The following is a 14099-nucleotide window of genomic DNA, read 5'->3' as shown; positions in this document are numbered from 1 at the left end:
CGGTCCTCGACAGATATATGACTGAGGATGGCAACCTTTTGCCCTACGAGGAAGCGCTGATGGCCGATAACCCTAATCAGAACCCCATCTCCGGCGGTAGCCGTATCGCGACGGACGCGGGCAACTATCTACGGAACCACAATTTCCCCATCACTGACATTGCCGATGCAGTGAACGCGGGCCGCGTCGAGGCAAAGTAAGGGCTGAATGATGACATTAGCAATCACGCAAACTCGGTTCAGGGGCTGGAAGGCACTGGTCCCCGCGGTGGCGGTGAGTGTTCTCCTGGCTTCGTGCTCCACCGAACCGGAGGAGGAGGTGGATGCGTTCGCGGACTGCAGCACGGTGCGAGGGGATGCGTATATGTTTCTCGAGCTTGCCGCCGAGCACATTGAAGAGCACGGGATTCTTCATGAAATTCTCGAGCGTTACCTCGATGACGAGGGTCAGTTGCTGCCGTATGAGGAGGCGCTGATGGCCGACAACCCCACTCGTAACCCCATCAGCGGGTGGAGCCGGATCCGCAGCGATTTCCAGAATTATCTTCTCAGCGCGGCTGGAGTGCCGTATGCACCGGGGGTGGCAGACACGGTTAGGGAAGCACAGTGGCAGACCCGCTCGGCGGGGCATGTGTTGTCCGATGATGTGATCCTGCACCTTCTGGCGGACCAACTTGAGCAGAAGTGGTACGTGCGTGAGCCGGTGGAGCCGTTGCAGCAGTCGGACCTTCTTGCCGATTATCTCGATGATGGCGGGAAACTCATCCCGTTTGAGGATGCTCTGCTGGTCAACAATCCCACCAGGGATGTGACGATCGGTAGGACGACTGTCACTCGTGTGTTTACCGAATACTTCACCACGCATGACATTCCCGCGAGTTTCGTCGTCGACACCTACCGGTATCTCATGGAGGATTGCGTGACCGCAGGCTAGTCGGTGCGGGCTACGGCATATCGTCACCCAATGTTTAATAGCCTTACTGTGGAGGCAATTTCGTAGCTCACGGGCATAATTGAACGGTCGGTGCCGGGCTGAGTCGGTGGTCCTGTGGCGGTGCGAGAGCGGTTCGGAACTTTGGGTGCTGGTATTCGCTGGATAACCAGTGTCTTCTACCCCCTACGGATAGCCGGGGTAGAAGTAGCGATAGCGCGAAGTGTGGACATCGTCTGGCCGTGTACCGCACTAATTAATCGAAAATGTCACCAGCCTGGTTGTGGGGTTTTGACTGGCGGCAGTTCTGTGGGTGGGGTGCCGGTGGTGTTGACCCATTCGGGCATGTCGGTGTCACGGTGCCGATTTTCGTACCAGTCCTGGCAGAGTTGGTAATTGGTGGGTAGTCCGAAAAGCCGAACGGCTTCCCAGCCTTCAAAAGCATTCCGGTTTGGAGCGCGAAGACCGGATGGTTCGTATTGAGATAAATCGTTGGAATTCTCGGTGGACCTTGTGATCATGAAACTCGAAGACAGCGCTGGGACGGTCGGCCCTCGGTACCATTTAATGGTTTGGCCGTTGTCTTGCGTTGAAACTAGATAACTGTTGTCAGAGCAATACTCCACGAGAATTCCCTGATCGGAGCGCTCGAGGCGATAGAGGTAGCGGTCGCGCGTGCCGAGGTGCCGTGTCATGCCCGGACTTCCCAATGATCTTGCATAGATGTCGGCTACAGTGTCCGGCCGACTGTTGTAGTTTCCCAGAATTCGAACCACCCGGGGTAGCTGAGTTCTTCACCCACGAGTCCCGACAGTGTCATGGCTTCGCTGACGGCGCGGACGACGGTGGCTTCGGGTGAGGTGAGGTCGATGCCGTCGGCGGCAGTCCACCGGATGGTGTAATCACCGGCCAGGTCAACTGGGAAGACGTAGTCTTCCGCTGCAACCGGGGTGAGTGGATCAGGGGTTGGTACCGGTACGTCGGCGCTGCATGCAGCTACGGTGAGCGCAGCAAGTGACGCTGCGATGAATGTCCGCAGGTTATGGAGTCTCATATTCACCAGCCTGGGTGTGAGGGTTTGACTGGTGGGAGTCCAGTGGGTGGGGTGCCGGTGGTGTCGAACCATTCGGGCATGTCGGTGTCACGGTTCCGGTTTTCGTACCAGTCCCGGCAGAAGTGGTGGTCGCCGGTGGCGAGGAGTTTGACGCCTTCCCAGCCTTCGAAAACATTCCAGTTTGGTGCGCGGAGGCCGGACGGTTCGCGTGTTGTTGAGTTGGTGGCTGTGGGGTCAGTTTGGTTGAAAATCAGCTGAGCTGAATAGATCGGGGCGGGAAACTTGCCGCCGCCGCGCAGCTCAGTAAAACTCGGGGTCCAGTTGTAGGTTTCGCCGTGGTCGCGTGATGTGACGCTGTAGCTGGCATCGTTGCAGTATTCGGCGCGTATCCCGTTGTCGGTTTCTTCGAGCAGATATAGGTAGCGGTCTTCGGTTCCGAGGTAACGCCACGCGCTGGGGGTGCCGAGCGTTCGCTCGTGGTCGACGATGTCAGGTCTTTTGTTGTAGGTTTCCCAGAATTCGAACCACCCGGGGTAGCTGAGTTCTTCGCCCACGAGGGCAGACAGGGTGATGGCTTCGCTGATGGCGCGGGCGATGGTGGCTTCGGGTGAGGTGAGGTCGATGCCGTCGGAGGCCGTCCATCGGACGGTGTAGTCTCCGGCAAGTTCAACAGGGAAGACGTAGTCTTCGGTTGGGACCGGGGTGAGGGGATTAGGGGTTGGTTCCTCTGGCAGGGGGCTGCAGGCGGTGATCGTGAGTGTGGTGAGGGATGCGGCGGTGAACGTGCGCAGGTGATGGAGTTTCACTATCACCAGCCTGGGTGTGGCGGTTTAACTGGCGGCAGTTCAGCGGGTGGGGTGCCGGTGGTGTTGAACCATTCGGGTATGTCGGTGTCGCGTTGGCGGTTTTCGTACCAGTCGCGACAGAAGTGGTAGTCGCCAGTGGCAAATAGCCTCACCCCATCCCAGCCCTCGAAGACGTTCCAGTTGGGTGCGCGGAGACCGGATGGTTCGGGTGCTGGTGCGCTGTCGGCCGCGGGATCTGCCGGGGTGAGAGTCAGCTGGGCTGAAAGGACTGGAGCGCGAAGACTCGGGGCCCAGTTGTATGTTTCGCCGCGGTCAAGTGAGGCGACGCGGTAGCTGGTGTCCTGGCAGAACTCGGCGCGTATTCCATTGTCGGTTTCTTCCAGAAGGTATAGGTAGCGGTCGTCGGTTCCCAAGTACCGCAGCGCGCTGGGGCTTCCTAGTGTTCTTGTGCGATCGACGATGTCGGGTTTGCTGTTGTATTCTTCCCAGAATTCGTACCAGCCAGGGTAGCTGAGTTTCTCGCCCACGAGTCCGGACAGGGTGATGGTTTCGCTGATGGCGCGGACGATGGTGGCTTCGGGTGAGGTGAGGTCGATGCCGTCGGCGGCCGTCCATCGGACGGTGTAGTCACCGGCAAGCTCAACAGGGAAGACATAGTCTTCGGTCGCGACTGGGAGCAGTGGATCAGGTGTTTCTTCCTCGGGCGTGGTGCTGCATGCGGCGATGGTGAGGACGGCAGCGAACGCGGCCACACCTGCGCGGAAAAGCGAATTAATTTTCATCGGGTTTCCTCCAATTCCACGCTCCGTCAGAAAGTCGCGTGTAATCATCTCGGTTTCCGACGTTGCCGTCGGCATGATTTGCAGCCCACTCGGAACCTTTTCTGATCGGGTCAAGACTTGCGCCACCTCCGTGGTCACGGATCGCCTGTTCAAGCTCGGCGCTCAGGAACCTGACTTCTCCGGAGCGTTCTCGATACAGAGGCTCAATTTCCTGCACCGTCATCAGACGACTTCCTTCACCACTGTCAACAGTCAAATCAGCGGGATACCTCTCGAGCGGCACACCTTCCGCAATCGCTATGGCGTGCAACTGTGACAACGTCAGCCCACGGTGAGTTTCGTTGAACTCAACAGCGCGTGGGAAGGTGTCGTAGTTGACGAGTCCATCTGGCGTTGTGAAGTCTCCAAACATCAGCGGGAACGCCTCGGCTCCGATGCCCACTGCCGGGTGCGGAATCAGCCCAATCGTTCCCCTTATGAAGTCGCGCCGAGCCTCGGATTTCTCACTTTCAAGCTGGCCAACTTCGTGCGCGAAGTTCTCCCGATGGCTCCGATCAGCCTCCAACGCGGATTCGAAGAACAGTTGGAGCTTCCCGTTTGTTTCTCCGGCGATCATTGCCCCGCTGTAGTCCTGAGACACCGCATCGTAGGCATTGATGCTGCGCTGGATCTCGATATGGCTATGGAGCATGTGTGCTGCTTCCGGGTCGCCTGCGATGAGGGTCATGAAGCGCACGGAGTCACCTGGCGATATGTTGGAAATGTCGTCGAATCCGCTAAGGCTGTTATGCATCCCGCCAAGTGCATTCATATACGGTACGGACGCGACGGCGAGCTGTTGCGCGAGAGCTGGGTTGAGTTGCCCGAGGGTGCCGCCGGAGGTGTGCATGAGGTCGTGGAAGCTGTTGGTGCCGGTGGAGGTTTCGTGGTTGGTGGTGACGTCGACGAGGTCTCGGAAGCCTTGTTGTCCGCGCGCTCGTTGATCGGGATCGTCGCTTTGTGCGTCGGTGGCGATCCATTCGAACATGCTGGTGATGTTTTCGGTGTTGTCCCACTCGCGAGTCATGAGGGGAATCAGGGTGTTGTGGGGTTCGTACCCACTGATCTGGGCCCCATCGTGTGTCGTGCCGGATAGTAGTGCGGCTGACACGTCGGGGTTTCGGGTGGCGACCGACATCATGTCTTCGATCGCAGAGTTGTAGTGGTGTTGATCGTATGGCGATTTAGTCAGACTGCCGACATTCATCCCGCCGTGGGACGGACGGTATTCAGCGGCGTCGCGTGCGAGTAGCTCAAGATTCGCGGCCTGGCGTCCAAGTTCGACACCCAACTGTTCCCCGGGGAGAGATTCTGGGCTGGAACTTGCTAGCAGTGAGCCAATATCAGCGAACGACTGGGATGAGAAGAAGCGTGCATCTGAATTGCTATCGGGCCCGGAACCGTAGCGGGTGCTGATCGTGTCCCGCATTTCTTGTGGGAGCTCGTCGTAGCTGCCAAAGTGGTTATCTCCGATTGCGACGCGTTCGTGCGAGATCGCGAGCACGGCGTCGGCGAGTGCGGTGGCGTGTGCGTTACCCTCTGGTGTTCCTAGTGCGGCGAATTCTTTGTGAAGTCGCATGATTCCGTCAGAACCGGCGGTGGCGACAAAGCTTCGGAGGTAGTCCTGGGTTCCAGTCGGGAGGTCTGTGATTGTGCCGCCGTCGGCCAGGATTCGGAGTTGGTCAGGGGTGAGTCCTGCAAGGGTGAGCTCACGTCCGATCTTGGCCAATTCTGCAGGTTCGATGTCGTCAGCGAGGGAAGCTTGACCCGCCTCGTTGCCGCGTTGGCCTGATAGTGCGCTGGATTCGGGCGCATCGTCCCTTAGTTGCGAGGCGATTTCTAGGATGGCCGAAGCTGCTCGGCGATCCACCGAGTCAATCTCATCGACGATGCTCCGCAGGCGAGCCTGAATGGTTGCTGCCGCGTTAGCTGTGCTTTCGTCGGCTGCCTGTGCTGGTAGTACCTGCCAATCCTCGGTCACGTCACACCCGAGAAGCTGCGCGGTAAAAGTAGGTTGTGAACACTGTCGCGCAGAGGCTGCAGCCCGCGCATTGCCGCGCGGTATTCGTCGGCAAGGTCCTCAAGTGCGTACGCAACTCGTTTGTTCTGCGCGTGTTCCCGTTCGACTCGATCTTCGGCTGCACGGCGGGCGATGCCGGTCCACGCAATTCCATCGTCGGTCATCCGACGCGCCATCGCTGAACTCTCATCCAAGACTTCACGAGCGAGTTGCGTTGCGCGGCTCTCGCCGACCGAAATGACGGCGGGCCACCAACGCTCACACTGGGATCTGGTCGGCCTCATTCGCCCTCCCCAACAGCGACGATAGCTTCGCCGAACAGATGGTCAGCAGACGACATGAGACGCCACGACAAGTTTGTAACCTCGGCAAGGCGATTGGTGCGTGCCGACATTGACGCCAAGTTCGCCGACAATGCGTTTCTCAACTCTGTGCATGCTGCAGCAATGTCCGAGGCTGGAAGGGCGGCGCTAACCTCATCTGTCACGTCAACGGCACGAAAACCATCTACTTCAGTGGCGAACGCGGTGAACGTCGCGATCAGCTCATTCACCGCAACGGATGAGATTCTGACCGACCCCTCAGGATGGTTGGTAGGTAGCGGCGCCACTGTATATCCCCCTCCTGTCGCGCGTTGAACATCTAGGGGGTAGACGCACGCGACAACCGCCCGGTTCCAATTCAGTCAGGTGATGTGGGTCATACGTGCCGAGTGGTTGGCAAGGCTTTGCGTCTACGCGGCAGCGTCGCGTCGGGAGCGGTGAAGTTTGACCTGAGGATAAACCGGTCTAGAGCAGCGGGTTCACAAATATGACGTCAACTCTGCGCTCCGAGCTAGGCATCGAATGAAACCTAAGTCACACTGTGTCAGTTTTGTGGCGCAGGTGTGAATCAGACCTCACTGTGATGGCCATCATTGTTGTGCTGTCCGAATTTTTCAATGATGAATACATGCCAACGGGGACCGCCCCGAAGTCGAGAAGCCAAAGGTTGTGTCATAGGTGCCGCACCTCATTGAAATCATCAAGCAACAGTCCACGAAGCGTCAGGCCGCCACTGGCCTCGCGGTTGCAGCAGTAGCAGCATCGGCGAGCACAGGTGTTGCGTTGGCCTCACCGGCGGAAACTGTGGCGAATGTTTCAGCGGAACCGATGACGAGTGTCGCCGCGGTTGCAGTGAAGCCGATCGACCTCGGCCCGTCCTACAACCCAGTGTGGGACATGCTGGCCGAGTGTGAATCGAACGGTAACTGGTCGATCAACACCGGCAACGGTTTCACTGGTGGACTCCAGTTCACCGCAAGCACATGGAACGCCTTCGGCGGCGGCGAGTTCGCCCCACGTGCTGACCTCGCGTCAAAGGAACAGCAGATCGCAGTGGCTGAGCGTGTACAGGCCGGTCAAGGCTGGGGCGCATGGCCCGCATGTTCCGCCAAGCTTGGAATCCGCTAACGACAAACTTACAAACCCAATTACGCCACCCATCACCGTCGATGGGTGGCGTTCTTTTTGTCTGAAATGGTCTTTCCCGGTTAGCGATTCGCTGTTACGGGGTTGAGCGATCTCGTTCTGCAGTACTGTGCGGGAAACATCGAGCTGGAGGGTGATTCATGGGTGCTGGTCGGCGGTCTGCTGTGCTTTTGTGTGCCGTAGGTTTCGGGGCTGTAAGTCTCGCCGCGGCGGGGTGCTCATCCGAGCTTTATGTTGAGCGCGACGAGGTGGAAGCCACGATTGGTGACGTGGTAGGGGAGCAGATCGGCGAAGAGCTTAATGATGTGACCTGCCCGGAGGATTTACCCGGCGAACTTGAAGCCACGATGCGGTGCACAGTGGTCGACAGTGTGGGTTCGGAGTACGAAGTATGGGTTTCGGTCACCGGGGTGGAGGGCCGCACCGTGGATTACAACCTCGACCAGGGAACGATCCTCCTGTTGGGCCGCGCTGAGGTAGAACGTGTGTTGCACGAAAGCGTCGACGACGTTGCCTTGGAGGCGGTGTCGTGCGAAGGGGACCTCCCAGCGACGGTGGGTGAACTACAGCGTTGCAGCTTCGCTGATCCCGACGGTGAAACCCGGCAAGTCGATGCCGAGGTGGTGGCGGTGGACGGTGTGGTCGCTACCCTCGACTTCACCCTGTTGGAGTAAGCGGGACGCTAGCTGAGTGCTCCGCCGTCACTAGGGCGGGACGCCTCGCATGTCCGTAGTCTGCAAGGGGCTTGTTTTCGTTTAATGCGGTCGAGTCCGATGCCACCGACGGAACCGGCTTTGTCAATCGCCTTATACACACGAGCAAGGTTTAGCGGAACGTCCATTTCAGCGTCCCCGACATGCGGGACAACAGTGGCTTAGCGTCTCACGCGGAATCTAGCAGCGCAGGCAACCATGTGGGCGGCCGAACAGAAATCGCGGACAGGTCACTTCGGGTGCCGTGACACCCACGGATGTCCGATGCGGTCCCTTCCGCAACTCCCAACTATGCCGCACACTGGAACGATGAAGCCTTTTCCTGGCGATTGGTCGAGGGCGCTGGCGATTGTCGCTCACCCAGATGACGTGGAGTACGGCGCGGCCGCTGCGATTGCGCGATGGGTGCGAGAGGGAAAGTCGATCGCATACGTGATGATCACCAGCGGTGAGCAGGGGATCGAGGGTATGGATCCCGCGGTGTGCGGCCCCATTCGTGAGAAAGAACAATTGGCAAGCGCAGCTCGGGTGGGCGTTACTGATGTGCGATTCCTGCGGTACCCGGATTTCGTTCTGGAAGATTCTCCAGGTCTCCGTGCGGATCTTGTTGCAGTGATGCGGGAGTATCGGGCTGAGCTGATCGTGACGCTGAATTTTCGTGACAAATGGCCGGGCGGCGACTTCATGAATTCGTCGGATCACTGCAATGCTGGTTCGGCGATTGTTGCTGCTGCGATGGAGTCTGGCGTGGTGCGTTGGGTGGCGGCGTGTACCTCCCCGGTGTCGACGCACGGCGTGGATGTCAGCGACTTTGTTCAGGATGCAGTTGCTTCACTTCAGGAACACCGAGAGTATTTGCGAGGCCTCGGGCCGGACGATTCGTCGTTGCAGATGCTCCAAGAAAACCTGACTCATGGTGGTGTGCAGTTGGGCACCGAGGCTGCGGTGACGTTCGAGCTGATCCCTATCGAAGGTGCCTCGCGATAGGTGGATGGATGGGGCGAGTAGATCAATTTCGTCTCGAACGGTCAAGTCTCGACCGTCAACCTGGATCGGCGCGGCCTTCGGAACCGTGTAGCGAGTGTGAGCGATGAGCATTGCCGGTGCGCAGTACAGAAGTAAATTTCGTAGAGCCCGTGAACGGCCAGGTACCTAGCCGAAGCGCAGGTGGAATCTGCAGCGAGGTGCAACCATTGTTGTGTGTCCACGTATGTGCTCGTGCGTAATCCAAACGATCGAAGCTTCACGTTCGACCGGCGGGTCAGTATTATCGAAGCGACCGGTCAGCGCAGGGAGGCGTTGGATTCCTATTGGGCTTACGCCAACCTTTCCCGAATCGTTGTGGGTGATCGAGTCTTTCTGTATTCCGCCTTACCGGAACAAGGAATCATCGGCAGCGGGACGATCGCCGCGACAAAACCCGTGCCCTCGGGAGGTGACTTCATCCCTATTTTGTGGTCCGCGATGCTTGATTCAGAGGACCGGCTCACTCTGACGAAACTGCGAAGTGAGGGAATTTGGCTCGGGTGGTTTCCAAGGCAAAGCGGGGTTACAGCGAAGGACGCTGATCGATTAGAGCAGGTTTGGCGTGAGCATCTGAAAAGCCTACGCAGAAAGGAGCCCAACGCCAAGAGTCGCAATCCTGTGCGCGTGCCTGCAGAAAAATTGCTGGTTGAAAAGTATGAAGTGAGTTCCTGGTCTAACGGAACAGCTTTGCGCGCAGAGTCAAAAATGTGTGCAGCATACAAGGACTATCTTGAACTTCTAGGTCACACCGTCGAGCGATGGACGATTCCAGTTGGGGATACGACCCTCTACACCGATCTGTTTGATGTCACTCAGAAGCGACTATACGAAGCAAAAGCGTCAACAGGCCGAGACGCAGTCAGAATGGCTATTGGTCAGCTCCTCGACTACCAAAGATTTCTCAGTCGTTCAGATGTGGAGGAATTATGCCTTCTCCTGCCTGACCGTCCAAGTGATGACCTTCTGGCGCTTCTGCAGTCGATTGATGTTGGGTGCGTGTACCCAACTGGTGACGGCTGCTATACCGAGGTATGACTAATTTTGCTTATCGGTGAAGTTGGTGATCACCGGACAATGTGAGCAACGAGTGCGCCCGCAATGCGCCCGATTCGGGTTTGGCTGACGTGTTCGGGCAGGCGTGAGGCTAGACGGCTGGAATTCACCCTCCGCCAATGAGGTTGTTCTGAGTATGCGACAGGCGGTAGTCCTCAAAACCGTTCTTGTGCTGTGCTTTTCGCCGGGTTTCCAGGAGGCTGCGCACACTTCGGATATATTATTTGCCGTTTGGAAAATAATATAGACTCTTAAGTGTTGGCCATGGTAAACTTTGGAGACCATCTTGAGGGGGCACCGTGGCACAATTCGACTCGATCCCAGACCTGGCAGAAGCCGCCGACGAACTAGGCGGGCTAACAGTGGTCACACTTGGCGAGCTTCGAGAGGTGCTCGGCTATAACCGTTTAGGTGTGCGCGTGCTTGCCGAGATCGCTGACAAATTGCGCGAACATGGTCTTGGCTACTACCCGCAGCATGTCCTCGACAGTAATCCGGCTCCGAGATTTTCCGAAGAGGTGCGTGTCTACAAAGTGGGAGCACCGCTCGGTGTAATCGTTGAGGCAATCCTGAATCCCACCGACATTGGTGACGAACGACTAAGGGAAGCCGCCGGAGGGCGCCCCGCAGAAATCCTCCGCACAATCCGAGAACTTCTCGCCGAGTAACACCAGTCCACAGTCTTTGTCCCTCGACGCCTGGAAATCCCTCTAGGCGCTATCAGTCCTGCCTGAATATAGCGCAGCGCAAGAAGGTAGATCTAGCGATGTTCCTTGACGACCTTTATGAGACGGGCACTCCCGTGTACGCCCGCAACTACAACTACCACAACCAGAACCCATTTCTCGATGCACGAGACACCGCGCAACAGATGGAACTCCTCGAAGGAAACTTAGTGGTCCGCTCAGTCGACAGCGCATGGGGTGCGAACGATGTCCGGTACTTTGTACAAACCAAATCTGGCGCAATCCGGGAAACTGAGCGCAACACGATTACCAGGCAGGGGTTTCGCGTTGGGCCGTCTCAAATCGGATCTGACGACGGAGGCTATTTACTGCACTGGGATGGCGACGACTCGCTGTTCGCGCCACAGTTGCGTCGTCGTCTAGTCCGAGAAACACCTAAGGGGATAGCCGTCCGGTTTCTATGGAACTTGGGAGACTCGGTAAGTAACCTCACCCAAGGCGCGCCCGTGTTCATACAATCCACAAACCGCTACAACGGCATCGTAGGCAGCGGAAGTTTAGTCGACGGCAGAGTTTTCGTCACCCAAGGCTCGGACATGGGCCTTGTCGACGTCCAGATCGAACACTTTGTCCCCCTAGTCGCGAGGCTCCCAATCAGCAAAATGCCGCCCGCGCCATGGCATGCGCCGCGGGGACCGGTTTCGGCCATCACGTTCGACGAACATATCAATCTGAGCAGAACGTGGCTCAACCACCTCTCCAATCACGGACGGTCAGAAATAGTAAGCCGTCTGTACTAGAACAACAGCGGAGCCAAGTTCGCAGAACAATCAGTGATTGCGCGGCTACTTCCGCCGTTCAGTGGTGCAAAAAAGACTGTCGCGTCAACCTCTAAATAAAACTCGCAGGACCTTCTATATGGCGGAGCGAGAATTCCCGGAAGGTACAACCACAATGAAGACCGATCATTCCGCACCGTCTATTTTGAACGATTCGACCTCAGTTCGACTGCTAACCGGCAAACGCGTGTGGGACACGCTCACGCCTGCATTGGAACCCTACAAGACCACGTTGACTGCGGCGGTTGCATACGTCGGCCCCGGTGCAGTTGCCCTGATGCCAGTAGGTGTGGGGTCGACAATTATTACCGACGCCACCGAAGCGACAGTGCGGTCGGGGGCGACGGACCCGAAAGTGCTCACCGCATGGATGCGCGCAGGCGCGTCCATCTACAGCTTGCAAGATCTGCATGCCAAAATGATTCTCGCCGAGGCGGTCTCCGCCAAGTATCCAGCATTCATCGTCACAGGGTCGGCGAACCTGTCGAACTCATCCGCGAACCGACTGCGTGAAGCGGTGATCGTCGCCGACACCCGTGAATGCCTCGCAGATGCACGCGAGGCATTCACGGAGTGGAAACGTCTTGCAGGTGCGCCGCTCACACTTGAGAACCTCGCGCACCTCGTCGGCGTATACGGGGTCGATCGAAACCCAGAAAACGAAAATCCCGATGATGAAAGTAGCAGGGGCAACGAACCGGCTCACGATGATGCAACAGGCGAGCCCGATGGTGCGAACGATCGCGCGCCGCACTGGCCTATTCCTACCGTGGTACGTCTGCTACGGACAGGTCAATCCACTGCCTCGGAAGAGGCAGAGCATATTTGGGAGGAACTGAGTGAAGACCTCGGAATTGAAACGGACGAGACTGCGCCGGGGACGATCACTCTAGACATGGTGTGGGTTGAGGACGAGGGCGACCCCGTCTGGGAGAACAAGCAGTCGTACTCCGGCGATGAGTACCTCGTAGTCGTTCCAGAAACAGCTGGCGGCAAACTCACCAACAAGTGCCCCGTTTACGAGCCAGCGCGTATTGAGCACATCTACAACGACTTCGAAGCATCGCCTCCGCGCACTTACTACTATTTGGTGCGCAAGAACTCCGAATTCATCCGCGAGTTCAACGACCTGAAAGAAGCTCTTGACAAGTTAGGAGAGAAGCCTGAGTTCAACAATCGCACATACCGAGTTAAACGGAGGCTCGATGCCATTCTTGGACTTTGGCCGGATATCGACTACACCTAATAGCGAAATCAGCGGGCACGGTGTCACCTAGCGAGTGGGCTTCGAGGTGCGCTCGAGCCAATGCCAAGAAGGTCCATTCAATGACGGCACCATCGGGCAAGCGGATTGGCTGGCCTCATTCATCGGCGGTATATCGCGCTGACTTTCACACGGGGAATTAGAACCTGTCGCAACGAGCGATGCTTTCCTTCTGCCTTCGGTGTGCGTCTGCTCGTTCTGGCGTCAGAGGGGTAGTGGCTCGCGAGAACGAGTCCGCGCCGCTTAGGCGACTCGATGTAGTTGACCACCCCGCTCGTATGTGACGGGAACCATACGAACCTGGTGGAACCAAACCGCCTTGTGGTGCGTCCGATCTGGCTTTTGCATCTAAAAGTAGGGACGTATCAATGCTGAAGCGGTTGCGTATGCCGGTTGTGGTTGTGGTTCTTTCGGGCTGTTCGTCTCTTTAGCCTGCGCAAGGTGAGGTGGCTGCACCGTTTGAGGTGTGGCATGCGTGCACCGAAGTGCCGGATGAGGCGTTGGTGGAGTACCCGTTGGAATTGTCGTCCCAGTCTTCGGGTATTGGTGAGATTGAGTGTATGGGTTTTCAGATTTGTGAATGGCAGGGTGAGTGGTATTCGCTGCAGTTCATGGCATCTGAGCACACGCTTGACGAGTTTCGAACCACTACGAATATGACGAATTTTGAGATGGTGACGGTTCTGGGATCGTCGGGTTTGAAGTATGACCGGACGAGTGATGCTCGCCGCGACCGACGGATGTTTAGTTGTCTTGTGGCGTTTCCTTTTGAGCGCCAGATCGTCCGTATCGGAATTATCGCGAACCCAACGATCGCCATGGGCGCTGCTGATTTGCGGGACACCGGACGGTTCTATTCCTATCAATACGAGGAGCGGCTGGGTGATCGGATTGATGAGTTTCAGGCTGCGGGTCAGTGGGTGCCGGAGGAACCGTGTGACATTTTGGAGCGGGTGTATGCCAATGTCCGCGAGTACATGCCGCAGCAATGAACGTCCGATGGAGGGGCCATGTCGGATCGATTTAACGCGTTGGAACATTGGGCGGGTCTTGGTCACGAAGTGGAGGCCGGGCAGGTGTGGGTGGACCCTGTCAAAGCGCGCGAACCATTGGAGGCGTGCAATCGGTTCATTGAGGGTTTGGAAGCAATGCTGGCGAAAATCTATTCGCACGGGGAAGTTGTTGGTTTCGGCATCCTCCCATCGGGAGTTCATACGCGTGACGTTTTTGCTGCTCGGTTAAACGAGTCAAGTCAATCGCTCAAGACCGCAATCGAGCAGCATATTGATGTCGTCGAACGCATGCGCTCAGTCTTCAAGAACTCTGTCGATCGCTTTGAAGAGGCCGAGGCCGCGACCAGAGCGAACCTGAACGCTGTCAGCCAGACCCGCTAAACCCCACCCCAACCCCCATCACCA

Annotated in this window: 17 protein-coding genes and 1 pseudogene; 11 read left to right on the top strand and 7 right to left on the bottom strand. The window is 57.5% G+C overall.

Annotated elements, in window-relative coordinates:
* The first annotated feature begins 59 nt into the window (after positions 1-59).
* On the top strand, positions 60-200 hold the full coding sequence (locus IEW73_RS14285; RefSeq protein ID WP_188676496.1) for a hypothetical protein: 141 nt from the start codon (positions 60-62) through the stop codon (positions 198-200).
* A 7-nt stretch (positions 201-207) separates the two neighbouring features.
* Positions 208-933 (top strand): hypothetical protein, encoded by a 726-nt coding sequence (locus tag IEW73_RS14280; RefSeq protein ID WP_188676492.1) that lies wholly within the window; start codon positions 208-210, stop codon positions 931-933.
* Between the two features lie 266 nt (positions 934-1199).
* On the opposite strand, the gene IEW73_RS14275 is transcribed toward IEW73_RS14280, so the two are convergent.
* From IEW73_RS14275 to IEW73_RS14245, 7 genes are read right to left on the bottom strand one after another with little or no spacing between them, the layout of a single operon-like run.
* Positions 1200-1625, bottom strand: coding sequence for a hypothetical protein (locus IEW73_RS14275; protein WP_188676488.1), 426 nt, complete (start codon positions 1623-1625; stop codon positions 1200-1202).
* A 35-nt stretch (positions 1626-1660) separates the two neighbouring features.
* Positions 1661-1984, bottom strand: a complete 324-nt coding sequence (locus IEW73_RS14270; protein ID WP_188676485.1) for a hypothetical protein — start codon at positions 1982-1984, stop codon at positions 1661-1663.
* Between the two features lie 2 nt (positions 1985-1986).
* Positions 1987-2790, bottom strand: a complete 804-nt coding sequence (locus IEW73_RS14265) for a hypothetical protein (RefSeq protein WP_188676483.1) — start codon at positions 2788-2790, stop codon at positions 1987-1989.
* A gap of 2 nt (positions 2791-2792) precedes the next feature.
* Complete coding sequence (locus IEW73_RS14260) at positions 2793-3572, bottom strand: hypothetical protein (protein ID WP_188676480.1); 780 nt, start codon at positions 3570-3572, stop codon at positions 2793-2795.
* Positions 3562-5592 carry a TPR repeat domain-containing protein gene (locus IEW73_RS14255; protein WP_188676477.1) on the bottom strand — a complete coding sequence of 677 codons (2031 nt, stop codon included), beginning with the start codon at positions 5590-5592 and terminating at the stop codon, positions 3562-3564. Before IEW73_RS14255 ends, IEW73_RS14260 begins: the two co-directional genes overlap by 11 nt.
* Positions 5589-5915 carry a hypothetical protein gene (locus IEW73_RS14250; protein ID WP_188676474.1) on the bottom strand — a complete coding sequence of 109 codons (327 nt, stop codon included), beginning with the start codon at positions 5913-5915 and terminating at the stop codon, positions 5589-5591. The genes IEW73_RS14255 and IEW73_RS14250 overlap by 4 nt, the downstream gene beginning before the upstream one ends.
* Positions 5912-6241 (bottom strand): hypothetical protein, encoded by a 330-nt coding sequence (locus tag IEW73_RS14245; RefSeq protein WP_188676470.1) that lies wholly within the window; start codon positions 6239-6241, stop codon positions 5912-5914. The genes IEW73_RS14250 and IEW73_RS14245 overlap by 4 nt, the downstream gene beginning before the upstream one ends.
* 598 nt (positions 6242-6839) lie before the next feature.
* Between IEW73_RS14245 and IEW73_RS14240 the strand changes: the two are divergent.
* The 9 genes and pseudogenes from IEW73_RS14240 to IEW73_RS14200 form a co-directional block, all read left to right on the top strand.
* Positions 6840-7082, top strand: a pseudogene (locus IEW73_RS14240) (transglycosylase family protein); the annotation flags it as partial.
* Positions 7083-7240: 158 nt separating this feature from the next.
* Positions 7241-7774 carry a DUF4333 domain-containing protein gene (locus IEW73_RS14235; RefSeq protein ID WP_188676467.1) on the top strand — a complete coding sequence of 178 codons (534 nt, stop codon included), beginning with the start codon at positions 7241-7243 and terminating at the stop codon, positions 7772-7774.
* A gap of 348 nt (positions 7775-8122) precedes the next feature.
* Entirely contained in the window at positions 8123-8800 is a 678-nt protein-coding gene (locus IEW73_RS14230) for a PIG-L deacetylase family protein (RefSeq protein ID WP_206050464.1), read from the top strand.
* 213 nt (positions 8801-9013) lie between these two features.
* Positions 9014-9874 carry a hypothetical protein gene (locus tag IEW73_RS14225; RefSeq protein ID WP_188676464.1) on the top strand — a complete coding sequence of 287 codons (861 nt, stop codon included), beginning with the start codon at positions 9014-9016 and terminating at the stop codon, positions 9872-9874.
* Positions 9875-10191: 317 nt separating this feature from the next.
* Complete coding sequence (locus tag IEW73_RS14220; protein WP_188676460.1) at positions 10192-10560, top strand: hypothetical protein; 369 nt, start codon at positions 10192-10194, stop codon at positions 10558-10560.
* Positions 10561-10658: 98 nt separating this feature from the next.
* Positions 10659-11378: a 6,7-dimethyl-8-ribityllumazine synthase gene (locus IEW73_RS14215; protein WP_188676457.1), complete on the top strand. Its 720-nt coding sequence runs from the start codon at positions 10659-10661 to the stop codon at positions 11376-11378.
* A 154-nt stretch (positions 11379-11532) separates the two neighbouring features.
* The gene (locus IEW73_RS14210) at positions 11533-12663 is read left to right on the top strand and encodes a phospholipase D family protein (protein ID WP_188676453.1); all 1131 of its coding nucleotides are present in this window, start codon (positions 11533-11535) and stop codon (positions 12661-12663) included.
* 464 nt (positions 12664-13127) lie between these two features.
* A complete protein-coding gene (locus IEW73_RS14205; RefSeq protein ID WP_188676450.1) occupies positions 13128-13673 on the top strand; it encodes a DUF3558 domain-containing protein in 546 nt (181 codons plus the stop codon).
* An 18-nt stretch (positions 13674-13691) separates the two neighbouring features.
* Entirely contained in the window at positions 13692-14075 is a 384-nt protein-coding gene (locus IEW73_RS14200) for an aldo-keto reductase family protein (protein WP_188676448.1), read from the top strand.
* Positions 14076-14099 lie beyond the last annotated feature (24 nt).

It is taken from the genome of Hoyosella rhizosphaerae, assembly GCF_014643175.1.
In the GTDB taxonomy this organism is placed as follows: domain Bacteria; phylum Actinomycetota; class Actinomycetes; order Mycobacteriales; family Mycobacteriaceae; genus Lolliginicoccus; species Lolliginicoccus rhizosphaerae.
The sequence above is the reverse complement of the archived record's forward strand: the minus strand, read 5'-3'. Positions and strand labels throughout refer to the sequence as shown.